The following is a 24757-nucleotide window of genomic DNA, read 5'->3' as shown; positions in this document are numbered from 1 at the left end:
TGAGCCCTAGCTGCCGAGGGCCCGCAGCAGCCGCTCCACATCCTCGTGGTCGTTGTAGACGGACGGCGAAACGCGCATGCGGTGGTCCGTGATGGCCACGTCCACTTTCGCCTTCTTCAACTTCGCCTCGACCAACTGCGGGTTCTCCAACTGGAAGGCGACCAGCGGACCGGTCGAGCCCTCGGGCGTGATGAGCGGGTGGCCCAGCTTGGGCACCTCCCGCCGCAGGTGCGCAATCATCGACTGGCTGTGCCTCCGGATGTTTTCCACTCCGAGGGTCTGGATGTACTGCAGCGAATAAGCCAGGGTCTCGGAGACCGCGCTGGCCAGCGTGCCCTGTTCGAAGTAGCCTGCCGCTGAGTGGTCCTGCTCCCAGCCCACGGCTGAGGGGCCCGGGCTGTCGTAGGGGAACATGTGGTTCGAGAAGCTGCGCAGTTGCCGGTAGCTGTAGACCGTACGCTTCAGCCGCCCTTCCAGCAGGTCCTTGCGGGCGTAGAGGAAGCCCAGCCCGAAGTCGCCCATCAGCCACTTGTAGCTGGCCGTGGCGCAGAAGTCGATGCCCGACGCTTTGACATCCACCGGCACGGCGCCGGCCGCTTGCACGATGTCCGCATAGACCAGGGCTCCGTTGGCGTGCGCCACGTCGCAGATCCGTTTCAGGTCATGCTGAAAGCCGTTGATATAGGAGACAAGCGAGATGGCCACCAGCCGCGTCTGTTTGTTGATCGCCTGCTCCAGGTCGCGCATCTCGATGCGCCAGTTCTTCGGCTTCACGAGGCGGACGTCCAGCCCCTGCTTCATCAGCGCGTCATAAAGGTAGAGCGAGCCTTCAAAGTGCAGTCCATCGGTCACGATGTTCGCTCCAGCGGCAGGAAGCCCCAGGGCCTGCACCACCAGGTTCTCGCCCGCCGTGGTGCTCTGGACGAAGGCGATCTCCTCCGGCGCGGCGTTGATGAGTTTCGCGAAGAGCTGTTTGGCTTCGGCCTGCGAGCCGCCGTGGGCATTGGGATTGGCGCCGGATCTCAGTCCATTGCGATCCCAGATCCCGCGCTGCTTGTACTCCTGGTACAGGTTTGCGGCGGCGCGCGCACCATTGCTCAACGGATGCCAGCGCCCGGCGTTCAGGCAGGTCTGGAACTCCTGCACGCGGAAGTTCGCCTTGTCGGGGAGGGCCGGCTTCGTCTCCGCGGCGCCTAGCGCGGCGGCTGCCGAACTGTGGATGAAACCTCGACGCGTAAACATCGGATAGACCTCCGCTCACCTGCTGCGAACTCTGGATTCCTGTCAGGGCGGCGGTACGGGGCCGGGCTCCACGTGGGCAGCTTTGGAGTTTAACATAGCCGCCCGGATGCCTATTGGCGCGGGGGCGCCGCGCGCACGTTCAGGATCACCCGCCGGTACGAGGTCAGTTTTGGCGAACCTTCGTCGGTCACGGCGAGAATGATGTGCGCGACGCCGATGCCTGAGCACCGGCCCACGCCCGCAAACCACTGGGGCCGGCAGACGGCCGTGGGGGTCACCACCGCCTTCGACGTGTCCGCTCCGGCCAGGGTGACGGCTGCCAGGTTCGCGCCGGTGGCGCCTGCCTCTCCGTAATGGAACCAGGTGAAGTTCAGCTTCTGGCCGTCGGGGTCCGCACTGCGGGTCGCGTCCAACTGCAGAGGTTGGCCCACCACCGCATCGAGGACCACCGGAGCCGTGCCCGCGTAGCCATTCACCACCAGATGCGGGTTGTGATTGGCATGCGCGAAGTCGGTGCTCGTCCAGTCCATGCGTGCCGCGAAGTCGTTCTGGTAGGCGTCCCGCCAACGCCAGATGGTGGCATGATCCGAGATGTACTCCTTGCCGTCGAGGCCCGTTACCGTGTCCTGCGAAGTCACGCGGGAGAACATGTCCCCGCCCTGCGTCCAGATCGCGTGGCTCTCGCCGTAGGGTTGGCGGTAAAGGTAGCGGCCGCCCCAACCGCCCCAGTCCGGCCGGCGGTACGCGTTGAGCCCGTTGTCGAGCAGGCCGAGGAAGGAAGGCGTGTCGCCCTCCATGATGAAGGCGAACTTCGGGTAGAGCTTGCCCAGCGGCCCCTTGCTGCGGATGTTGGCATCCAGCCATTCGTTCGTCACTACAGCCCCGTTGGCGCCGGCGCAGTTGCGGTAGTAGACGTCGCCGCTGATGCCTGTCCAGGTGGCGTAGTAATACTCGCCGCTGGTTGGTGTCGAGGGAAGGACGATATAGGACAGGGCGGGGAACTCACGCCGGATCCACGGCCCCGCATCGTCCTGGTCCGAGATGGAATAGACGCGCAGTTTTTCAACGAACTTCTGGACGGCGGCCGGATCGCGCGTCGCCTTCACCTGGATCAGCGCCTGCGCCAGTGTATTGGCTCCGCCCCACAGGCTGATCCACAAGGGACGCGCATCGTCCCGGTCAGCGGCCCGGATGATCGCTTGTGCTCCCTCTGAGAGCTTGTCTGCGCCTGTCGCGGCCATGCCGTAGGCGGCTTGCCCCGAGAATATCAGGCGGTCGAGATCCTCCGCGGCCGGCCAGCCCTTGGCGTGCTGCAGCAGATTGGGCCGCACCTTGCCGTAGGCCTGCACCAGCGTGTGCATGGTCTCCGGATGCACGACCTTCTTCTGCCACGTGGAAGTGGTCGCGACAATGCCTTCAATATCCAGTTCGTTGGAGTAGAGCAGGAAGCGGATTAACGACATCTGGTCGTCCGGCTCGTTGCCGATATCACTCAGGACGATGACGCGCGGGTGGCCGTTGAAGTTGTCCACGGGCGGCGCGGGTTGAGGCTGGGCGATGCCCGCCAGGGCCAGGCCGGCGATCAGGATTCGCAATGAGGTTCGCATCGATGATCGCAGGCCAGGACGCCTCCGCCCTGCCTGATTCCACTCTGGTTCCCGATCAAGCCGCATAGAGTTACCGCTCCTCTGCTTCGCGCGATCTCACCGGCCCACTGTATGACATCCTCGGGGGTAATTCCACAGGCTGTGGGGCATCTTCCGTCCAGCGATGCAGGCACCTGGCGCGGCGCCTAGGGAACCTTCGCCAGTTGCGGCAGGCTCGACGAGGTCCAGCCCCCGCCTAAGGCCTTAACCAACAGGATATGCGCTTCAATGCGCTGCCGCAGGATGTCGATCTCGTTCCGCTGATTCTGCAGGGCGGCCGTTTGCGAGGTGATCACCTGGAGGTAGGTGTCCACCCCGCCTTCGTAACGGACCTTGAATATGTCGAGCGACTGCAGGGCCGAATCGGTGGCCGCGGTCTGCTGCCGTGCCTCTTTCTCCAGTTCACGCAGGGCGGCCAGGTTGTCTTCCACCTGTTGGAACGCCGTCAGCGCCGACTGGCGGTAGCTCGCTACAGTCGCCTCATAGCCGGCCCTTGCTGCTTCCGAAGTCGCCCGGCGCAGGCCGTAATCGAACAGGGTCTGCGAAACCGCGGGGCCCACCGCCCACATCCGGCTCGGCCAACTGAACCAGTTCAGGGCGGAAGTGCCGGCAAATCCCGCCACCGCCGAGAGGCTGAGCGTCGGGAACCAGGCGGCCCGCGCGATTCCGATCTGTTCGTTGGCCGAGGCCATGCGGCGCTCGGCGGCGGCAATGTCGGGTCTCCGTTCCAGCAACTGGGAAGGAAGGACACCGGGGATGGCCGGTAGCATCGGTTGCTGGATGGTCAGCGGCATTGGCTCGAGATTGAGTTCGGCCGGAGGCTTGCCCACCAGCACGGCGATCGCGTGCTCATAACGCGCGCGGTCGACGGCCACGTCGGTTTCGGCTACCTGCGCCGTTTGCAACTGGGTGCGCGCCTGGGTCACATCGGAGAGCGGCGAGGCTCCGCCGTCAAAACGATCCTGTGTCAATTGGAGCGCCTCCGCATAGGCCTTCACCGTATCGGACAAAAGGCGCTTCTGTGCGTCCGCGCTGCGGAGCTCGAAGTAGTCCATGGCCAGTTCGGCGTGCAGGCTGAGACGGGCGGTTTCCAGGTCCGCCGCGCTGGCCTGGGCCTGCTCGGCGGCACTGGTGATCTGGCGCCGGATCCTGCCCCAAAGATCAATTTCGTAGTTCAGGTCAAAGGGCAGCGAGAAGGAGCCCACGCCGTTGTTGGCGGCGGATTTGTTGAAGTAGGGCTGGTTCGCAGAGAGCCGCTCGGCTCCCGTGGAGGCGCCCGCGGTGACCGTTGGCGCCATCTCGGACCTGCGCGCGCGGATCACGGACCGGGCGCCCTGGAACGCAGCCTCGGCCTGCTTCAATGTCTGGTTCGCGCCGTCGACCTGTTCCTCCAGTTCATTGAGCTTGGGGTCGTTGAACAGCTCCCACCACTTGCCGCGCAGTTGCGCATCGCCCGGCTGCGCCGTCTTCCACCCATCCATCTCCTTGAACGAATCCGGGCCGGTCTCCTTGAACCGGGGTGTGGCCGGTACGTGGGGCCGGACGTACTTTGGGCCCACCATGCAGCCCGAGAGCAGCAGCAATGCCGCGCAAAGAATCACCAGCGGAATGTGTCTCATTTTTGAGCCGCCTTTGCGATCTGGACCGGCGTGCCGGTGATCAGCGAATCGGACGGCGACTGGACCACCTCATCGTCCGGCCGCAGTCCTGAATTGACCTCCACCATGGCTCCAAAGTCACGCCCGATGGAGATGGGAACCAGCTCGGCCCGGCTGCCTCGAACGACCGCGACCCGGAGGCCTTCCGCGCGAAACAGCAGCGCGCTCGATGGGATCTCCCAGGCTTTGGCGGCGCCGGGCACACGCAGGTGGACGAAGGCATAGGAGCCCGGCAGCAGCTCTCCTGAGGAGTTGTCGATGTCCACCTCCACATTCAGGGTGCGCGATGCCGGATCGATGGAGCTCGAGTTCCTCACCAGGACTCCCTGGAACACCCTGTTCGGGAACTGGTCGGCAGTGAGCCTCACCGGCGCGCCGTTGCGCACAGAGGCCGATGAGACCTCCGGAACCGCCACGAAGACGCGCAGCTTCCGGATGGACGCCAGGTGGAAGAGCTCGCGCGGCGAGGATCCGGCGTCGATCAGGGCGCCCACGTCGGTCTGGCGCGCGGTAATGACACCTTCAAAGGGAGCGTAGACTTTCTCGTAGCCCTGCAGCTCTTCCAGTCGCCGCACGTTCGCCATGCTCGCGTCAACGGCGGCCTGCTTGGCGGTGAGGTCACTGACGGCCTGGTCGGTCTCCTGCTTTGACACGGCGTGGCGGGCCAGCAGCCCGTTCCAGCGGGCCGCAGTGGTGCGGGCCAGTTCAAGATTGGCTTGCACGCTCTGGAGGTCGGCCCGGGCCTGGGCCAGTTGATGGTCGACCTCGGGCGTCTCGATCTCCGCCAGCAGGTCGCCCTCCTTGACGTGCGCGCCGATGTCGAAGTACCAGCGCTTCAGGTAGCCATGGGTGCGCGCGTAGATGGGAGCTTCCGCATAGGCCTGAATACTGGCGGGCAGCACCAGTTCCTCCTGGTCGCCGGCAAGTTGCGGGCGGACCACGGAGACACGCCGGGCCGCGCCATCCTGCGCCGAGTGCGACAGGGTTTCGGTGGCCGCGCTGCGGGCGCGCACGCCAGTGAACACCAGGGCGGCGAGTCCGGCCAGGATCGTGAGGGAAATCATGCTCAATATCCGCATTGCCCCATTGGCGGGGCGCACCTCGGGCGGTGTCTCGGTTTGGGTTGGTTCCACTTCGGATGTCATATCGGTTCTCCTTGTTCAGGCGCCCGCGAGCTCCTGCGCGGGTTCTTCAGGGTTTTTGTGGGATGGTGCGTTCCCCCGGCCGTGCAGCCACGCGAAGACCGCCGGTACGAAGGCCAAAGTAGCCAGGGTGGCCAGCATCAGGCCGCCGATCACGGCACGGCCCAGCGGGGCGTTCTGCTCGCCGCCGTCGCCCGCTCCCAGCGCCATCGGGATCATGCCGATGATCATGGCGGTGGCCGTCATCAGGACGGGGCGGAAGCGGGCCGACCCGGCTTCCAGCGCTGCCCGGATCGAGTCTTTGTGAACGGCGAGCCGCTCCTTGGCGAAGGAGACGACCAGGATGCTGTTGGCGGTGGCGACGCCCATGCACATAATGGCGCCCATCAACGCCGGCACGCTCAGGGTCGTGTGCGTGAAGAACAGGAAGAGCACGATGCCGGCCAGGGCCGCGGGCAAGGCGGTGATGATGATGAACGGATCCAGCCAGGACTGGAAGTTCACCACGATGAGCAGGTAGACGAGGAAGATGGCGAAGCCCAGGCCCGCCAGCAACCCGATGTACGAGGTGCGCATCGTCTGCAGCTGGCCCCGCACGTGGAGGAAGCTGCCGCGCGGCAGCGACGGCGCGTTCTGCTGCACGATCCGCTGGACGTCGCGTCCGACGGCGCCGAGGTCGCGATCCTGCACGGCGCCATAGACATCCAGCACCCGGCGGATGTTGTAGTGCGACACGACGGCCTTCTCATTGCCGCGGGTGATCGAGGCCACGTCGGCCAGGATCTCGGGTCTCGTCATGCCCGTGGCTGTGATGGGAATCGCCTTCAACTCCTGCAGGGTCTGCATCTGATACTGCGGCGTCTGGGCGACCATGCTGTAGTTCACGCCATTCTGGTAGTTCAGGAAGAACATGGGCTGGGTCTGGAAGCTGCCGCTGAGCGTGTTCAGCAGGCTCACGGCGACGTCGCGCTGCGTGTACCCGCCCTGCAGCGCCTTCGTCCGGTCGACCGTCACGTCGAACACCGGGTAGTCTTCCGGCTGCTGGATGCGCAGATCCGCCAGGCCCGGCACCTGTCGCAGCTGTTGCAGGATGCGGTTCGCCACCTTGTGATTGCCCGCTCCATCGGCGCCTTCGATCTGGATGTCGATGGGCGCGGGGAGGCCGAAGTTCAGGATCTGGGTCACAATGTCGGCCGGCAGGAAAGAGAACGTCGTGCCGGGAAACTCGTCCCTGAGCTCTGTGCGTAGCCGCCTCACATAGTCTGCCGTGGGGCGGTGATTCTCCTTCAGCGAGACCATGACGTCGGCGTCGCCGGCTCCGATGGTGCCCGACACCATGCGCTGCAAATTGAGCTGGCTGTAGGGCAGGCCGATGTTGTCGATGATGGTGCCCAGTTCGTCAGCCGGCACCGTCTTGCGGATACGGTTCTCGACCAGGTCGCACAGCCGTGCGGTTTCCTCAATGCGCAGGCCGCTCTGAGCGCGCACATGCAGGATGAACTGGCCGCTATCCGTGTTGGGGAAGAAGTCCTGGCCGAGGAAGGGAACCAGCGCGAAGGCGGCGACGCAGGCCGCCAGGGATACGGGCACGAACACCTTGCGCGTGGCAACCAGGCGCGACAGGATCGTGCTGTAGAAGCCGCGGAGCCGTTCGAAGGCCCGCTCGAATCCGCGCTGGAACAGGACCAGCGGATTGCGGGTCACGACGCCGTGCTGCTTCTGCTTCAGCAGGTACATGGCCAGGGTCGGCACCAGGGTGCGCGACAGGATATAAGAGGCCAGCATCGCGAAGACGACGGCCTCCGCCAGCGGCACAAAGAGGTAGCGCGCCACTCCGCCCAGGAAGAACATGGGCAGGAACACGATGCAGATACACAGCGTTGCCACCAGTGCGGGCAAGGCGATCTGCCCCGCGCCTTCCAGGATCGAGGTGCGCAAATCGCGCCCCTCTTCCAGGAAGCGTTCGATGTTCTCAATGGTCACTGTGGCATCGTCCACAAGCACGCCCACGGCCAGGGCGAGGCCGCCCAGCGTCATGATGTTGATCGTTTCCCCCAGCAGACCCAGCATGATGACGGAGGTCAGGATCGATAGCGGGATCGAGACCGCGATGATCAACGTGCTCCGCCAACTGCCCAGGAAGAGCAGGATCATGAGCCCGGTGAGTGCGGCAGCGATGACCGCTTCCCGAATCACGCCGGTGACCGCGCCTTTCACGAAAATGGACTGGTCATAGAGGGGCTGCATCCGGAACTGGGGCGGCAGCGTCGTGGCGACCTGCGGGAGCATCTTCTTCACTCCGGCCACGACATCGAGCGTCGAGGCTTTGCCGGATTTCACGATGGTGACCAGCACGCCGCGCTTGCCATCCTGCCGGACAGCATTGGTCTGCGGCGCAAATCCGTCCGCCACGTTGGCCACGTCCCGCAGGTAAACTGTCGAGCCGCTGACCTGCCGGATCGGGATCGAGCCCAGTTCATTCACCTTGCGCGGGCTTGTGTTCAGGCGGATGTCGTATTCCGCCGGGCCGATCTTCGCCGTGCCGGAGGGCAGCACCAGGTTCTGCAGGCTCACCGCCGAAAGCAGGTCCTGTGGGGACAGCCCTTTCGACTGCAGCAGTCCGGCGTTCATGTTGATCATTACCTGGCGCTGCTTGCCCCCGAACGGGAAGGGCACCACGGCTCCGGGGATCGTCACCAGTTGGGTCCGGAGGAGGTTCAAGCTCAGGTCGTTAAGCTGATGCTCGGCGAGGCCTTCTCCCGAGATGCCCAGTTGCAGAATGGGGACGCTGGAGGCGTTGAGGTCGATGATCATGGGCGGCTGTGTGCCGGGCGGCAACTGGCGCAACAGAAACTGCGATGCTGCCGTTACCTGCGAGTTGGCCGTATCCAGGCTGGCATTGGGTTGGAGAAACAGCTTCACCACCACGATGCCGTTGTAAGTGGTCGATTCCAGATGCTCCACGTTGTCGACCAGTGCCGTCAGCGCCTTCTCGTAGGGAGACGTCAGGCGTCCTTCGAGCTCTTCCGGATTCAGTCCCGTATAAGTCCACGCCACGGAGATGACGGGGATATCGATGTTCGGGAAGATGTCGGTCGGCGTACGAAGGATCATCACCGGGGCAATGATCAGAATGAGCAGCGCCAGCACGATGAACGTGTAGGGGCGGTTGAGAGCGACGTTAATGATCCACACGGGTTCACTCTTTCCTTCCTGCGAAGCTGGCGGATGGCTGGAGTGGCGGTTGCTTGAGGTAGCCTCACCCCTGCTCTCCTTGCAGTGCGGCGAGGCTCACGTCTGTTCAGAGGGGGCATCGGACACCAGCTTCGCCATGGATCGATGCACTCGCATGGCCAATGCCGCGCTCTTGTGTTCAGTCGCTAAGTGGAGGGAATTCTTGAAGATGGGCGGGAGCTGCAGAAGCCGCAACGCGCAGTGACAGTGTCACGGAGTGTCATGACACTGTCAGAAGTGGTTGATGACAGTCCTTGGGGTGATGTCGAGCCGCTTCATGTAAGCGATCAATGTGGTGCGCTTCAGCCCCAGGCGCGCGGCGGCTCCGTCGGCTCCGCCCACCTGCCCTTTGGACTCTTTGAGCGCCTGGACGATCTGCTCCCGGCCGGGTACAGTGTTGCCCTCCCGGTTCTGGGCTGAGGCTGCTTTGAATGGCTTCCTGGATCGCGTGTCGTCAGCCAGGTCCGACATCGGCACTCGCAGGACGCCGCCTTCCGACAGGATCACGGCTCGTTCGATGATGTTCTGCAGTTCCCGCACGTTGCCGGGCCATTGGTAGCGAACCAGGGCATCCATCGTTGCAGCGGGGATCTTCCGGATGGGCTTATTCATGCGGCGGCTGAACAGTTCAGCGAAATGCCGGACCAGCAGCGGCACGTCTTCCGGGCGCTCCCTCAGGGCGGGTACGCGGATGGGGATTACGTTCAGGCGATAGTAGAGGTCCGACCGGAACTTCTGTTCCTCCACCATGGCCGCCAGATCGCGATTTGTGGCTGCGATCAGCCGGACGTCGGTGTGGAGGGTACGCGAACTGCCCAGCCGTTCGAACTCTCGTTCCTGCAGAACCCTTAGCAGCTTGGGCTGAAGTTCGAGCGGGATCTCGCCCACCTCGTCGAGGAAGATCGTGCCGTGGTTGGCGAGTTCGAAGCGGCCTACCCGCTGCGCGATGGCGCCGGTAAACGCGCCTTTCTCGTGGCCGAAGAGCTCGCTCTCCATCAGGCCCGTTGGAATCGAGGCGCAGTTCAGCTTCGCGAACGCATTGGGGCGACGAGGGCTGAGATTGTGGATGGCGCGCGCGATCAGTTCCTTGCCGGTTCCAGTTTCGCCGTGGATCAGCACCGTCGAGTCTGTCGGCGCGATGGCCTCAATCTGCTTCAGGACGCTGCGGAGCACCTCGCTCTTGCCGATGATCTCCTCGAACATGGCGGTCTCGTCGATCTCCCGGCGCAGGGCCACATTCTCCTCATAGAGTTGATCCCTCAGCTCCTTGATCCCTTCCAGTGCCTTCTCCAGGGCAGCCCGGGATTGGCGCTGCTCCGTCACGTCCATGTGGGTTCCGACGAACTCGACCACGACCCCCGCGGCATTGGTTACCGGATGGCCGGTCACCTGAACATGGCGGATGCGCCCGTCGGCCAGCACCACGCGGAACCCGTATTCGAAGTCGCTCTTGCCCACCAGCGCCGCACGCACGATATTCCGGAAGGTATCCACGTCTTCGGAGTGGACGCGCTGGAACACGTCCTCCAAAGTCGGCCGGGCGGCCTCCGGATCCAGCCCGAACATGCGGATACTCTCCTGGCTCAGGAAGACTTCTCCCGTCGCCACGTTGCGGGCCAAACTGCCGGTGTGGCTCAGCCGCTGCCCTTCCGCCAGGTAGGCTTCGCTGCGGCGCAACGCGGCCTCCGCCCGTTTCCGCTCGCTGATGTCGCGGTAGATGGCGTAGATCGCCGCGACTTCCGTGCCCACTGACACGGGCGCGGCAACCAGCGAGACATCCAGCAGCGTGCCGTCCTTCCGCCGGCGGATCAGCTCCGCGTTGATGCGCTCGCCCCGCTTGAGCCCGGCCCGCATCCGCTCCGATTCCATCCGGCGGTCTTCCGGGACAATCAGGTCGATGATGCTACGGCCGACCGCCTCATCCTGTGTGTAGCCGAAGAGGGTCGAGAACTCCCGGTTCACGCTCAGAATGCGGTTCTCAATGTCCCGCAGGACAATGGCTTCCGGCGCCAGTTCGAAGAGCTGTTCCAGGTGCGCCTTCTGTTTGCGAAGCTCGGTCTCGGCCTGACGCTGCTCCTCATCCCGCAGCGCATTGTCCACCGCCAGCGCTACGTGATCGGCGACCAGTGACAGGTAGCGCACGTCGTCCTGGGCATAGCCGTTCTCTTCCTCCACGGCAAACAGGAGCGTGCCGAGCCGGCGGTGTGCCGTTGCCAGCGGCAGCAGGCAGGCGGACTGGACACCGTACGTCCGGTAGACCTCCATCATGCGCGGGAAGCGGGTTTCCTTGTCGCTGGAGGCAATGACCACCGCCTCGCCGTGGCGGTAGATGCTCCACGTGATGGTGTCCTCGGCGGGGAAATCATCGGGGATGGCGAAGCCGGGCCCCCGTACCGTCTCGAGAACCGGGTTGTAGACCCGATTGGTCTTCTCGTCGTACAGGTATAACCCAATCAGGCTGAAGTTGACCGAGGTGCGCAGTTCCTCGGCCAGAACGCGCAGCAACTCCTTTGGGTCGCGATAGAGGTGGATGGCTCGCGACACCCTGGAAAGCGCTTCATACCGCTGGTGGAACGCTTCCGCCGTAATGTGCCCTGTTCCCATGCTCTCGCTCGTCCCTGCCGGCCGCCGTCCTTAGCTGTGCCGGAACGGCGTCCCGGCTTCCCTGGTCATCCGGCGATCTCCTCCGCGACTGGCAAGGCGGCGCCCGCTACGTTCTCCCTCGGATAGGCCAGGACCGCGCCAGCGACGGCCAAAGCCGCTCCACCCAGGAAGATGGAGGCATAGCCCGCATGCGTCGCGACAATGCCCATGATGGGGCCGGTGATGGCGTAGGAGACGTCCTGGAAGGCCGCGAAGGCGCCAAGGGCCGCGCCCCTGCTCTCTTCCTTCGCGATGCGGACCACCTCGGTGCCCAGCGCGGGGAACATCAGCGAGCAGCCCAGGCCCGTGATGGCGGCTCCGGCGAGCGCGGTGAGCGGTCCCTGTGCCTTCCATAGAAGGAGCTGTCCGACGGTCTCCACCAACAGCGAAACCCAGGCGACGCGGTAGCCGCCCAGGCGATCGGGCAGGTGGCCGAACAGCAGGCGCACGAGGACGAAGGCTCCGCCAAAGGCGCTGAGCGCGAGCCCGGCGCCCCACCAGTTCTGCGACAGGAAGTAGAGCGAGATGAAGGCTCCGATGGAGCCGAAGCCGGCGCCCTGCAAGGCCAGCACGCCGCCGGGACGCAGGACGCTGACCACCACCTGCCGGAACGGCACGGGCTGCCGGACGGCCCGGGTGGGGGCGCGTTCCACGTTGCGGATCACGGCCATCGCGAGCAGCGGCAGTAGGGTGACCGTGCAGGCCACGGCGCCGAAGCCGTAGCGCGAGTGGATGGCCAAGCCGATGGGCGAACCGAGAGCCAGGGCTCCGTAGACCGCCATGCCGGTCCAGGACATCACTCGTCCGGCCCGCGACTGGCCCGCCAGGGCGATGCCCCAGGTGAGAGTGCCGGTGATCATCAGGCTCTCGCCGGCGCCGAGGATCAGGCGGCCGGCAATCAGGACCATCAGCTTGGTCCAGGCGGAGCCCGGCACCAGCACCGCGGCGAGGTAGCAGAAGCCTGCCAGGCTGGAGATGGCGAGGCCGCGCATGACCGCGCCCCGGGCGCCGTGCAGGTCCGATCGGGTGCCGGCGTACTTGCGGGTCAGGACGGTGGCCGCGAACTGGATGCCCACCACGGTGCCGACCGCGAAGTCGCCAAAGCCCAGGGTGTCGTGGACGTAAAGCGACAGCACGGGCAGAGGAATCCCTACCGTGAGATAGCAGAGAAAGGCCGATGCGGCGAGCCGTGCCAGGAAGGGGGGGAGTACGGCAGATGTAGTTGAATTGGCCGGCCTGGACTCCGTTTCAGCGCCTAGCAAGTGCCGGCTCTCTTCGCGGGCCGGCGCAGGGCCATCAGTAAACGATTGCATCCCATTCCCGATTTGATGCAGCGACCCGGCCGGACGTTGTTGCGAAGATGGCCGGGTTGGACAGCGTGTCTGCGACGGCCGGTAATTCCGCCTGTGTTTTCAAGGAAGTAGCCATCGTTGTTGACTTTACTTAGTCGTCAAGTATACTGCCTTTGTCCCGTGCCTACCTCGGATGACCACAAACAAGAGACTCGTCTGCGTGCGGTGGTCGATACTGCTGTCGACGGAGTGATTCTCATCGGCGCCCATGGCGACATCCTGATGTTCAACCCCGCTTGCGAGAGGTTGTTCGGATACTCCCGTGAGGAGGTTGTCGGGCAAAACGTCAAAGTGCTGATGCCCTCGCCGTTCCACGAGGAGCACGACCGTTACCTCGACAACTACCACCGGACGGGCGAACGGAAGATCATCGGCATCGGGCGCGAGGTGATCGGCCGCCGCAAGGACGGCACGACGTTCCCGATGGACCTATCCGTCGGCGAGGCGGTGCAGGACGGCGCCTCGATCTTTGTGGGCATCATCCACGACCTGACCGAGCGGGAGCGCAACGAGCGCAAGGTGGCGGAGGCCGCCGCCCGGCTGCGCGCCGTGGTGGATACCGCCGTGGACGGCGTGATCCTGATCGGCTCCAAGGGCGACATCCAGATGTTCAACCCCGCGTGCGAGCGCCTATTCGGCTACAGCCGCCAGGAGGTGATCGGCCAGAACGTCAAGATGCTGATGCCCTCACCGTTTCACGAGGAGCACGACCACTACCTGGACAACTATCACCGGACGCGGGATCCGAAGATCATCGGCATCGGCCGTGAGGTGGTGGGCCGCCGCAAGGACGGCACCACGTTCCCGATGGACCTCTCGGTGGGTGAGGCCGAGCAGCACGGCGAGCCGATCTTCGTCGGCATCATCCACGACCTGACGGAGCGGAAGCGCACCGAGGAGCAACTGGTCCAGGCCCAGAAGATGGAGACCGTGGGCCAGCTTTCCGGCGGCATCGCCCACGACTTCAACAACCTGCTGACCGTCATGATCGGCAATGCCGAACTGCTGGCCGAGAAGCTGCGGGCGCGGCCCGACCTGCGCCAGTTCTGCGAGACCGTCATCAACGCCGGGGAGCGCGGCGCGGAACTGACGCGCCGGCTGCTGGCCTTCAGCCGCCGGCAGGCGCTGCAGCCGGTGACCCTCGACTGCGGCCGGCTGCTGGAAGGGATGCGCGTGATCCTGCGCCGTACGCTGCGCGAGGATATCGACATCCAGGCCAACATCGACGGCCAGCTGACGCGGGCCTTTGCCGACCCGGCGCAACTGGAATCGGCCATCCTGAACCTCGCCCTGAACGCGCAGGACGCGATGCCGGAGGGCGGCACGCTGACGATCTCGGCGACGAACGCGACGCTCGACCCGCGCTACCAGGACGAACATCCGGAGGTGCTGCCCGGCGGGTACGTCCTGATCCAGGTGACGGACGACGGGATGGGCATGCCGGCCGAGGTGAGGGAGCGTGTGTTCGAGCCGTTCTTCACCACCAAGGAGGTGGGGAAGGGCAGCGGCCTGGGCCTGAGCATGGTGTATGGATTCATCAAGCAATCCAACGGTCATGTGGCCATCTACAGCGAGCCGTCGCTGGGTACGAACGTGAAGCTGTACCTGCCGATTGCGAAGAACCTCGACCGGGAGGCCCCGCCGGAGGAGCCGGAAGCGGAAGTTCCTCGCGGGTCCGGCACCATCCTGGTGGTGGAGGACGATCCCTTTGTCCGCGGGTATGCGGTGGGGAGCCTGGAGAGCCTCGGGTTCCGGGTGGTAGTGGCCGCCGACGGGCGGGAGGCCCTGGCGAAGCTGGCCAGTCAAGGGCCGGAGATCGACATCCTGTTCTCGGATGTGGTGATGCCCGGCGGCATCAGCGGCTGGGAGCTGGCGGAGCGGGCGCAGGCGCTGAAGCCCACGCTGCGGATTTTGCTGACGTCCGGGTATCCCCTGGAAACGATGAACAGCCGGGTGCCGCACATTGCGCGGTGGGCGATCCTGAACAAGCCGTACCGGAAGGCCGATCTGGGCCGGCGGTTGAGCCAGATTCTGGAGGCGGGGTGACGGGGTGGGGGCCGGGTTAGCCGCGCTGCCCCGGTTGGTGGGGGCTTTCTGCTGGCTACCCGCTCGTTGACACTCGCGGCTCCGTTTACTCGCGGCTCCGATCGGGGCTGCGATTGCGGCTCGGTTGATTAGACGGGGGAGGGCACCGAGGCGGCGGCGGCCTGGGGTTGGTAGGCTCCGGCGGGTTTGCGGAAGGCTACGTTCAGGCGGTTCCAGCCGTTGATGGCTACTACGGCCAGGGTGAGCTGGGCGAGCTCCGTTTCCGAGAAGTGAGCCCGGGCTGTTTCGTAGACAGCGTCCGGGACGAAGCCTTCGGTCAGTAGGGTGACCGACTCGGTCCACTGCAGGGCGGCGCGCTCCCTTTCCGTGAAGGCCGGCCACTCATGCCAGGCGCTGAGCATGCAGAGGTCCTGCTCGCTGACGCCCATGGCTCGCAGGTCCTTCCAGTGCATGTCGATGCAGAAGGCGCAGCCGTTGATCTGGGAGGCCCGGAGGTAGACCAAGTCCATCAACTTCTTGTCCAGACCGCAGTTTTCCAGATAGTGGTGGAGCCCGAGCATCGATTGGTAGACCTCGGGCGACGCCTTTGCGTAGTTCATTCGTTCTTTCATCGTCATCTCCTATTCCAGCGGAGCCCCTCCGCCTGTCTGTCCCTATGATCGCGCCGGGGCTGGGGGCGGAAAACATCCACTTGGCCTGATTCGACGGGACCACTTCCGTTGCCGGCACAGCCGCCGGGATTCCGGGAAAAGCGCCAATTGCGATGGCCGCCAAACCGCCGACGAACATGAGTTGCCGTGCCGTACGCGGTCCGAGGGGCGACGGGGTGGGACGGGATTGGCTTCGTTTGGATGAAGTCGACCAGGGGGTCTGCCGTCCCGACGGGTTGGAGGGGTGAAGCCGCAGGTGGGTTTGTTCGCTCATTTTCGGTGGAGTTGCGGAAAGCCACCGTGGGGTGGCCGGGGTGGAACGGGTTGGTTTCGTTGGGATAGGAGTGGCTTTGGTTGGGTGCAGGCGCCGGGGAGTCCGCCGTCTCAACGAGTTGGCGGTGTGAGGCCGCAGGTGGGTTTGTTCGCTCATTTTCGGTGGAGTTGCGGAAAGCCATCGTGGGGTGGCCGGGGTGGATGGGGTTGGTTTCGTTGGGATAGGAGCGGCCTCGGTTGGAATGCCGGGTCTGGTACGGGCCGACTTCGCGAGGGAAGCGCGTTGGGTTTGGCTTTGATTGGGAAAAGGCGACCTGGGGTCGCCTGCGGACCAGGGGGTCCGCCGTCCTAATAGGGTGGAGGTGTGAAGCCGCAGGTGGGTTTGTTCGCTCATTTTCGGCGGAGTTGCGGGAAGCCACCGTTGGGCGGCCGGGGTGGAACGGGTTGATTCGCGTCGGATGCGAGTGGCTTCGTTTGGAGTCCGGGGTCTGGTGTGGACGGGATTCGCTCGGGAAGGGTGTTGGACTTGGCTTCGCTTGGGAAAAGGCGACCTGGGGTCGCCTGCGGACCAGGGGGTCCGCCGTCCTCATTGGTTGGCGATGTGAAGCCGTCGGTGGGTTTGTTGCCACCTGCTGGTTGGATTCGCGGAAACCCTCCACAGGGTGGACGGGGTCGAGGGGACTGGATTCTTTGGAGATCGGTTGGCTTCGTTTGGAGAATCGGATTTTGCGCTGGCCGGCTTCGCGGGGGAACGGCGCAAGGTTTGGCTTCGTTTGGAATAAGGCGACGAGAGGTTGGCTGCGGATCCGGAGGGCGGATGCCCCAAAGGGTTGGGGCTGTGAATCTGGAATTGGGTTTGTTGCCTCCTGTACGGAGGATTCGTGGGCACTGGGCGTTGGCTGGATGGGGTTGAGGCTGCGCCGCTGGAGTTCGTGGATGAGTTCGGCGGCGATGGTTTGGGCGAGCCTGCGTTCGACTGGTGCTTGGGGGTGGAACTGGATGCCGATGGAGGAGAGGAGTCCGTGGAGGTCCGCGCGGTCCTCGGGCGTGACTCCGATGGGGTTGGTGCCGTTCGACGCCTGAAACCGCCAATGGGCGGTCTGGGCTGAGCGAGCGACTTGGCGGCGGGTCGCGGTGAGCGCCCCCCTCCGAGTCGAATCATTTGCAGGCATAGTGCCTCCTTTCGCTTTGGAGTGTAGACTGCGCAGAAGCGAAGAAAAGGAGATAGAGTCTGCAACCGATTGAAAAGAGGATGTCGATTTAGTTGGAAGTGCAGTGAATGAAAGCCGCTTAATGCAAAAAGACGGAGGTTCCTGCTGGGCCCGCCAAATTGAGTCCCAAGACACGCCTGAAGGCAGTAATCGTAAGTCTGCTGAGCGTCGAAACGACCGCCCAGGGGCGGCCCCCTTATTAGCGTTGCCAAAGCATCGAATAGGGCGGATGATTCGTGCCGTGGTTAGCCGGCGGGGTCTTGAGGTTCTGAACCTGGTATTGTTCCTATTTCGGCGAAGAAACGCGTGACTGATATGGCTTCCAATACAAACCCGTTGGCCCCACTCGTTGACCTGATTCATTCTGAAACTTTGGAATCCTGGAAAGCCCGAAACGAAGCCGCTTTGGCAGAGTTGTTCGGGCGCAGATACCCGAAGAAGGCCAAGGATTCAGTGGCTTTGCGAGCTCCTGAGATGAAGGGGAATGACACCAATGTCCCCTATGCGGCCTACATCCATCCTTCGAACGCCGACTCTGGCGCTTATGGGGGAATGAGCTTCGTCACATTTCCGGTTGAAGACGGACCTTGCTTGGTTGGTTTGGTGATTGGGACTCAGGGGTTGGCGCCCGATGAGTCGATTCTGGGCCGGCCCGGGCACGCTCGGAAGCTCAATGCGATTGCCAAGTGGCTGAATCACGAGTTTGGCAGCGGCAGCCAAGTGGCCTGGGCCAAGCAGGATCCCACACGGGTGGATATCGATGTGCCGGAGTCGCTCCGGCAGGGTTGGTCCAGCTACAGTCGCGTCTTCGGGCGGTATGGGCGAGTCCTGTACGCGTTGTACAAACCCTCCTCGGACCGTCAAGCGACCACCTCTGCCGTGGCCGCGCTGCTCGACCTGATGTTTGAGGAGCGGGGCCACTCTCCGCTGAAAGAGTTCGAGGCCGAGTCGGATGGCATACAGTCGGCGTGGTTTTCGCAGTTGATGCCGAAGACGGATGAGAACCAGGTGGTTGACCTGTTGAACCACCGCCGATTTGTGGTGTTGCAGGGTCCTCCAGGAACTGGCAAGACGCGGATGGCACGGCGAATTCTGGAGGGACGGTATGCCGGGTTCGGTCGCTCCATTCAATTTCACCCTGGCACCACCTATGAGAACTTCATTGGAGGGTTGGCTCCGGTTCATGGGGTCGAGGACGGGGGCGCCGGGCTCGGATTTCGATTCGCGCCGAAGCCCGGCTTTTTGATCGAGGCCGCCGCGCAGGCTGCGGAAAAGGACGCGCCCTATCTGCTGCATATCGATGAGATCAACCGGGCGGACCTGGGGAAGATTCTGGGAGAAGCGATCTATCTGTTCGAGTCGAAGCAGGAATCACGGCGCGAGATCGATCTACCGTACGATTTTGGCGCGCCTTTCCACGGGCGGCTGCATCTGCCAGAGAACCTGCATGTTCTGGGTACGATGAACAGTTCGGATCGGAGTATCGCGATCCTGGATGTCGCGGTGCGCCGACGATTCGCGTTCCTGTCGCTGTGGCCGAGCCTTGCTGTTGTCGAAGAACATGGCTGCAAAACGATGTCAGACGCTTTCAAGGATCTGCTCTCCATCTTTGTGGAGCACGCTCCGGATGAGGCGCTGGCGCTTGTGCCCGGTCATTCGTATTTCCTGGACAAAGATGAGGCACAAGCGCGCGTCAGTCTGCGGACCAGCCTGGCCCCCTTGCTTGATGAGTACCTGGCGCAAGGTTACGTGAGTGGGTTTGCCGAGTCGATTCGGGGGTACATGCAGTGGCTGGAAAGCCTGTAGCGGCAGCCGTGCGAGCGGGCTCGCGTCGACCCCGGCGCGCTGACGTCTCACCGCTGAACGGTGTCAAGCCCACGCGGGACATCTGCCTCGAGTTGCAGGACCATAGCCGGGTGACCAAGTCGGCGATCGAGTTGTTTGGGAGCAAGAACTCAGCCGACCCGCAGGCGCAGGCAGCGCGGCTTTCGGAGCTGTTCATCCGTCAGAATCTGCCGATCTTTCAGTTGCTGCAGGTGGATGTACAGAGGGACTTCGATGGCTCCGATGTCCTGCTCAACATCGAATCGCACAGCGCGGTGGGGGCTGTTCCGTTGCGATCTCCGCTGACCTCTAAGAATGACTTCGGTTTGGTCGTCCAGCCGCGATTCCCCTGGGCGGGCATTGGGCCGATGCTGGCCGAGATGGGGTGGCTGATCAGCCCGACTCCATTGAAGCTGCCGCTGCTGAAGCGGTCGGAGCGACGGGTGCCTCTGTGGGTCCTCTCGTACATGGTGCTGACCCGGTTCAAGGCGCTGCTGGACAAGTTGGAGCGCCGGTTTGAGGTGACCAAGGAGACCAGGTCGAGTCCGAGGGGCCGGATCGAATGGACCGAGTATGTGACGCGTGAGATGCCACGGGGGCGTTTCCTGGCGGTACCGTGCACGTTCCCTGATCTTCGGGATGACCGGCTTTTGAAAGGCGCCATCCGGTTCGCGGTGGAGAAGCAACTCCGGTCACTTGAGACGCAATCGGGGCAAGGGTCGTTTGTGCACCGGTTGATTGCTTTCGCGGAGGCGCTATTGCAGCGGGTTCGAGATGTGGCGGGCCGGCGGCCGGGCGTCGGGGAAGTCCAGAACTGGTTACGACGACCGTTGCGGGCGGATGCCTTTCTGGAGGGGTTGCAGGCGGTCGATTGGACAATTGATGAACGGGGTCTGGCCGGCAGCAGTGATCTGGAGGGCATCCCGTGGACCATGCCGATGGAGCAGTTCTTCGAGGCGTGGGTGGAGACGATTGTCCGTTCGGTGGCTCAGCGTACCGGGGGCGTGCTCCGCACTGGCCGTAAGAGGGAGACGGTGGCTCCGATTGCCTGGGATCCGCCTTATGTGGGTTCACAGCGGTCGTTGGTACCGGATCTGATCCTGGAGACGGAGGACACGGCCATCATTGTCGATGCCAAGTACAAGCGGCATTGGGAGGAGATGCAGGTAGGCGACTGGCGGGGCCAGACCGATGAACTGCGGGAAGAGCACCGAGCGGATGTATTGCAGGTGCTGGCGTACGCCAATCTGGTGAGCGCTCGGGAGGTCGTCTGTTGTCTGGTGTATCCGTGTTCCATGACGACATGGGCCTCGCTGGAGAGGCGGGGGCGGCTGTTTCACCAGTCGGAGCTTCCGAATCGGGGGCGGCGGGTTCGGTTGTGGTTGACGGCGGTGCCTATGGCTGGAGTGGCTGAGGAGGTTGCGGGGCAATTGGGAGAGCACTTGCGGAGGATCAGAGAATTGTCATTCCCGCGAGAAGCACCGACGGTGTGTTAAGGGGAATCATCGGCCCTGGCCGGGACTTCCACCGCAGGCCGGCTGTCACCGGTGTCTAGAGGTCGACTGGCTGTGTCACCCTGCTATCGTGGAGGAGTTGAAGGTTCCGAGATGGATCACTACGTGCGAACCTCGAGCGGCAGGCAATCGTGCGAGGGAACAGGCGCATGGGAAGACCTTCAGCAGTTAGTACTACAACGGCGACTGACCACACTATGATCACTGAAGCCGAACTGATCGAACTGCTAGCCGACCTGGAGTCGTTTCGGGTGGAGCGCACGGTGGCAATAGCCGACACGGCAAAGTTCAGCCAGGCGGTTTGCGCGTTCGCTAATGACATGCCCGCATCTGGACTTCCAGGCTACCTGTTAATTGGTGCCGACGACAAAACTGGAGCACCGTCTGGCCTGGAAGTGACAGACGAGTTGCTGCGAAATCTGGCCGGGCTAAGTTCCGACGGCAACATTCTTCCTGCTCCCGCACTGATGGTCTATCGTGTGACACTCGGATCCGGTTTGGGCGAGATAGCGGTCGTAGAGGTACAACCTTCAGACCTCCCTCCTGTGCGGTACAGGGGGCAGACATGGATTAGGCGTGGTCCGCGAAAGGGCATAGCCAATGAGGCGGAAGAGTCGATTCTGATCGAGCGCCGCACCGCGGCCGCGAGGACATTCGATGCTCAAGCCTGCCCCGGGTCGGGCCTTGCTGACTTGGCGCTAGACCTCTTTACGAACACCTACCGACCGCTGGCGATTGACGCAGAGACGATTGCTGAGAACCACCGCCCGATCGAGCACCAATTGGCGTCATTGCGCTTTTTCGACCTGTCACGCAACTATCCAACCTATGCAGGACTGGTTCTATTTGCCAAGGATCTGGCCGCGTGGCTGCCGAACGCATATGTCCAATACGTGCGCTTCCGAGGCGCGAAAATGGACGATGATATTCTCGTTGAGAAGCGATTTCAGGGCGATCTGCTTTCGGTGGTGCGGGATCTCGCCGCCTATGTGCAATTGATCACAGATTATCGTCCGGTGCGCAGTTCTCCGCTGGAAGAAACGATGGTCGCTGACTATCCGGAGGTGGCCGTTCGAGAATTGTTGATGAACGCAGTGCTGCACCGATCGTACGAAGTCCCCTCGCCGGTTCGATTTTACCAGTATTCCGACCGAATTGAGATTCAGAATCCAGGTCCTCTCTACGGCATTGCACGCCCAGAGAACTTCCCGACGCAAACCAGCTATCGGAACCCGGTTCTAGCCGAAGCGATGAAGACACTCGGAGTGGTGAATCGCTTTGGGCGGGGAGTGGTCCGAGCTCAGGCAGCGCTCGCGCGAAGCGGCAACCCGCCAGCAGAGTTTATTTTTGGGGATCTGCACTTCGGCGCAACTATCCGAGCACGGACATGAATACCATTGCGTTCTTCAATAACAAGGGTGGTGTTGGCAAAACGTCATTGGTGTACCATCTGGCGTGGATGTTCGCAGATCGCGGTGTTTCTGTTCTGGCGGTCGATTTGGACCCGCAAGCGAACCTCACTGCCATGTTCCTCAACGAGGAGGAATTGGAGGGGATCTGGCCGGACGCTGAAGAGCATCCTGCTACTATCTATGGCGCGGTTCGGCCAATATTGCGCGGGCTTGGTGACATTGAGGCGCCTCCTGTGGTGCGGATTCAGCCCAATCTCGGATTGCTTCCCGGAGACCTCGGTCTTTCCCGATTTGAGGATAAGCTCTCCGCCGCCTGGCCGAATTGTCACAACTCGGATGAGGCAGCATTTCGCACCATGTCAGCGTTTCATCGAATTATGGCTGAGATGGCAGGTGACTGGGCCGAGTTGGTTCTAATTGATGTTGGCCCGAATCTCGGAGCAATCAATCGAGCGGCCCTCATAGCGTCAGACCGAGTGTGTCTGCCATTGGCCCCCGACCTCTACTCTCTCCAGGGGCTGAGAAACCTGGGGCCGACACTTATGCGATGGCGCACTACCTGGGCTGAGATGAAGCTCAAGGCACCGGTTGGTCTCTCGCTACCTATTGGATCAATGACCCCAACGGGGTATGTAGTGATGCAGCACAGTATGCGGGATAGCCGACCAGTGAAGGCCTACCAACGGTGGATGGATCGGATTCCTCAGGTCTACCGCGCCGTCGTCTTAGGGGAGGCCGCAACCGACGGGGTGCCGAAAGTGGAACAGGATCCAAACTGTCTTGCGCAGTTGAAGCACTACCGAAGCTTGATGCCTCTCGCGATGGAGGCGCACAAGCCGATGTTTCACCTCAAGCCGGCTGACGGCGCGATTGGGGCTCACGTGGAGGCCGTTCGGGACTGCCGGAATGATTTTCTGCGCCTGGCTCAGAAAGTGGGCGCATCCGCGGGCGTGAGTGTCGCTTGATACTGCCACCCTTCCCGGCACCGCCCCGGCCCATCGGGCGATAATGGGGGTTGATCCAGACTTCTCAGTTGTCGGTGGCTCGGGATTGGCTGCGCTTGGCGTCTCGCGTTGCTGTGCTTACCGGGGCCGGGATCTCCGCTGAAAGCGGGGTTCCTACCTTCCGGGCATCGGAGGGGCTTTGGCGGAACTTTCGGGCTGAGGATCTGGCTACCGCCGAGGCGTTTCATCGGGATCCGGCCCTCGTCTGGACCTGGTACAACTGGCGGCGGGAGACTATCGCCGCTTGCCGGCCGAACCTGGGGCACTACGCTTTGGCTGAGCTCGAGAAACAGAAGCCCGGGTTGACGCTCGTTACCCAGAACGTGGACGGGTTGCATAACCGGGCCGGGAGCCAGCGGGTGCTCAAGATCCATGGGGATATCTGGTGGGTCCTGTGCCTGGCTTGTAACCGGATCACTACGGATCTGCGGGTGCCGCTGCCGGAGATTCCTCCGCATTGCTCGTGCGGCGGGCTGCTGCGGCCCGGGGTGGTGTGGTTCGGGGAGTCGCTGCCGACCGCGACCTGGGCGCAGGCCGAGGCTGCTGTTTCGGAGTGCGAACTGCTGGTGGTGGCCGGGACCAGTTCGGTGGTGTATCCGGCTGCGAGCCTGGCTCCGCTGGCACGAAGCCGCGGGGTTCGGGTGATTGAGATCAATACGGAGGAGACGCCGCTCAGCGGCGCGGCGGCCATTTCGCTTCGCGGGCCTTCCGGCGAATTGCTGCCGCTGCTGATCGAGTCGGCTTCCAAAGATTAACCATGAGACTTGCCTACATTGATGCGTTTGCCGGGATTGCCGGCGATATGACAGTCGGCGCGCTGATCGATGCCGGGGCTGATACGGCCGCGCTGTTTGCGGGGCTGGATTCGCTCGGGACGGCGGCTAAGTTCCGCTTCGAGAAGACGAAGCGCCAGGGGATCGCGGCCACCAAGTTCGATATCGAGTTCGAGGACCAGAAGAAGCACCGGCACCTGCCGCATATCGTGAAGATGATCGAGGCGGCGATGCTGCCGGACGCGGTGAAGACGAACGCGATCCAGGTGTTCCAGGTGCTGGGCGAGGCGGAAGCGCGGGTCCACGGGACATCGATCGAGAAGGTCCACTTCCACGAGGTGGGCGCGGTGGATTCCATCTGCGACATCGTGGGGGCGTGCCTGGGGTTCCACCTGCTGGGGGTGGAGTCGGTGCACTGCTCGGCCATCAATACAGGCAGCGGAACGATTACGGCGGATCACGGGGTGATGCCGGTGCCGACTCCGGCGACGGCGCTGCTGCTGCGCGGGAAGCCGGCGTATGCGCGGGGTCCGGAGACCGAATTGACGACGCCCACGGGTGCAGCGATTGTTTCGGCGCTGGGCAAGAGCTTCGGGCCGATGCCGGCGATGACGATTGAACGCGGCGGGTTCGGCGCGGGGACGAAGGATTTCCCGGGGATGGCGAATGTGGTGCGGATCCTGATCGGGTCGAATCACAACGCCAGCGAGGCTACGGTGATTTCGGTGATTGAGGCGAACATTGATGACTCGTCGCCGGAGGTGCTGGGCTACGCGATGGACCGGCTGTTCTGCGCCGGCGCGCTGGATGTGACGCTGCAGCCGGTGTTCATGAAGAAGCAGCGGCCGGGTACGTTGATGCAGGTGCTGGCGATGCCGGCGGACCAGGAGCGGCTGGCGGCCCTGATTCTGGAAGAGACGTCGACCTTTGGGTTGAGGATTACGCAGGCGGAGCGGCGAGTGGAGCCACGGAAGCATGTCGAGGTGGAGACGCCGTTCGGGCAGGTGCGGGTGAAGGTGGCCGGGAACGGTACGGCTTCGCCCGAATTTGAAGATTGCCGCGAGCTGGCCCAGGCTACGGGGCAGCCGTTGAAGACGATTTACGCGGCCGCGATCGCGGCTTACAGGAACTAG

16 protein-coding genes are annotated in these 24757 nt (G+C 63.5%); 8 read left to right on the top strand and 8 right to left on the bottom strand.

The annotated features are described in order from the left end of the window. Window positions 1–6: 6 nt before the first annotated feature. The 7 genes from IRI77_RS17745 to IRI77_RS17715 all read right to left on the bottom strand — a co-directional run bounded on the left by IRI77_RS17745 (window position 7) and on the right by IRI77_RS17715 (window position 12878). The gene (locus tag IRI77_RS17745) at window positions 7–1242 is read right to left on the bottom strand and encodes an aminotransferase class V-fold PLP-dependent enzyme (RefSeq protein WP_194453366.1); all 1236 of its coding nucleotides are present in this window, start codon (window positions 1240–1242) and stop codon (window positions 7–9) included. Window positions 1243–1352: 110 nt separating this feature from the next. Beyond that, a complete protein-coding gene (locus tag IRI77_RS17740) occupies window positions 1353–2849 on the bottom strand; it encodes a DUF1593 domain-containing protein (RefSeq protein WP_194453365.1) in 1497 nt (498 codons plus the stop codon). Between the two features lie 185 nt (window positions 2850–3034). Beyond that, entirely contained in the window at window positions 3035–4507 is a 1473-nt protein-coding gene (locus IRI77_RS17735; RefSeq protein WP_194453364.1) for an efflux transporter outer membrane subunit, read from the bottom strand. Beyond that, window positions 4504–5610, bottom strand: a complete 1107-nt coding sequence (locus IRI77_RS17730) for an efflux RND transporter periplasmic adaptor subunit (protein WP_228486793.1) — start codon at window positions 5608–5610, stop codon at window positions 4504–4506. Before IRI77_RS17730 ends, IRI77_RS17735 begins: the two co-directional genes overlap by 4 nt. 96 nt (window positions 5611–5706) lie before the next feature. Next, complete coding sequence (locus tag IRI77_RS17725) at window positions 5707–8883, bottom strand: efflux RND transporter permease subunit (protein ID WP_194453362.1); 3177 nt, start codon at window positions 8881–8883, stop codon at window positions 5707–5709. 270 nt (window positions 8884–9153) lie between these two features. Beyond that, the gene (locus IRI77_RS17720; RefSeq protein WP_194453361.1) at window positions 9154–11526 is read right to left on the bottom strand and encodes a sigma 54-interacting transcriptional regulator; all 2373 of its coding nucleotides are present in this window, start codon (window positions 11524–11526) and stop codon (window positions 9154–9156) included. A gap of 65 nt (window positions 11527–11591) precedes the next feature. Beyond that, on the bottom strand, window positions 11592–12878 hold the full coding sequence (locus tag IRI77_RS17715; RefSeq protein WP_194453360.1) for an arabinose transporter: 1287 nt from the start codon (window positions 12876–12878) through the stop codon (window positions 11592–11594). Between the two features lie 204 nt (window positions 12879–13082). Here IRI77_RS17715 and IRI77_RS17710 point away from each other — a divergent pair, with 204 nt between their 5' ends. Then, complete coding sequence (locus IRI77_RS17710; protein ID WP_407674094.1) at window positions 13083–14963, top strand: hybrid sensor histidine kinase/response regulator; 1881 nt, start codon at window positions 13083–13085, stop codon at window positions 14961–14963. 128 nt (window positions 14964–15091) lie between these two features. Here IRI77_RS17710 and IRI77_RS17705 read toward each other — a convergent pair whose 3' ends face one another. Further along, window positions 15092–15574, bottom strand: a complete 483-nt coding sequence (locus IRI77_RS17705) for a carboxymuconolactone decarboxylase family protein (protein WP_194453359.1) — start codon at window positions 15572–15574, stop codon at window positions 15092–15094. Window positions 15575–16767: 1193 nt separating this feature from the next. Here IRI77_RS17705 and IRI77_RS17700 point away from each other — a divergent pair. The 7 genes from IRI77_RS17700 to larC all read left to right on the top strand — a co-directional run bounded on the left by IRI77_RS17700 (window position 16768) and on the right by larC (window position 24757). Next, window positions 16768–16995 (top strand): hypothetical protein, encoded by a 228-nt coding sequence (locus tag IRI77_RS17700; RefSeq protein WP_194453358.1) that lies wholly within the window; start codon window positions 16768–16770, stop codon window positions 16993–16995. A 981-nt stretch (window positions 16996–17976) separates the two neighbouring features. Then, window positions 17977–18903 (top strand): McrB family protein, encoded by a 927-nt coding sequence (locus IRI77_RS38080; protein ID WP_228486791.1) that lies wholly within the window; start codon window positions 17977–17979, stop codon window positions 18901–18903. 110 nt (window positions 18904–19013) lie between these two features. Continuing rightward, complete coding sequence (locus IRI77_RS17690) at window positions 19014–20417, top strand: 5-methylcytosine restriction system specificity protein McrC (protein WP_194453357.1); 1404 nt, start codon at window positions 19014–19016, stop codon at window positions 20415–20417. A 215-nt stretch (window positions 20418–20632) separates the two neighbouring features. Further along, window positions 20633–21826 (top strand): ATP-binding protein, encoded by a 1194-nt coding sequence (locus IRI77_RS17685; RefSeq protein ID WP_194453356.1) that lies wholly within the window; start codon window positions 20633–20635, stop codon window positions 21824–21826. Continuing rightward, a complete protein-coding gene (locus IRI77_RS17680) occupies window positions 21823–22812 on the top strand; it encodes a ParA family protein (protein WP_194453355.1) in 990 nt (329 codons plus the stop codon). The genes IRI77_RS17685 and IRI77_RS17680 overlap by 4 nt, the downstream gene beginning before the upstream one ends. Before the next feature lie 74 nt (window positions 22813–22886). Further along, complete coding sequence (locus tag IRI77_RS17675) at window positions 22887–23606, top strand: SIR2 family NAD-dependent protein deacylase (RefSeq protein ID WP_228486840.1); 720 nt, start codon at window positions 22887–22889, stop codon at window positions 23604–23606. A gap of 2 nt (window positions 23607–23608) precedes the next feature. After that, complete coding sequence (gene larC / locus IRI77_RS17670; RefSeq protein WP_194453354.1) at window positions 23609–24757, top strand: nickel pincer cofactor biosynthesis protein LarC; 1149 nt, start codon at window positions 23609–23611, stop codon at window positions 24755–24757.

This window comes from Paludibaculum fermentans (assembly GCF_015277775.1).
Taxonomy (GTDB): domain Bacteria; phylum Acidobacteriota; class Terriglobia; order Bryobacterales; family Bryobacteraceae; genus Paludibaculum; species Paludibaculum fermentans.
This window is presented reverse-complemented; position numbering and strand designations above follow the sequence as displayed.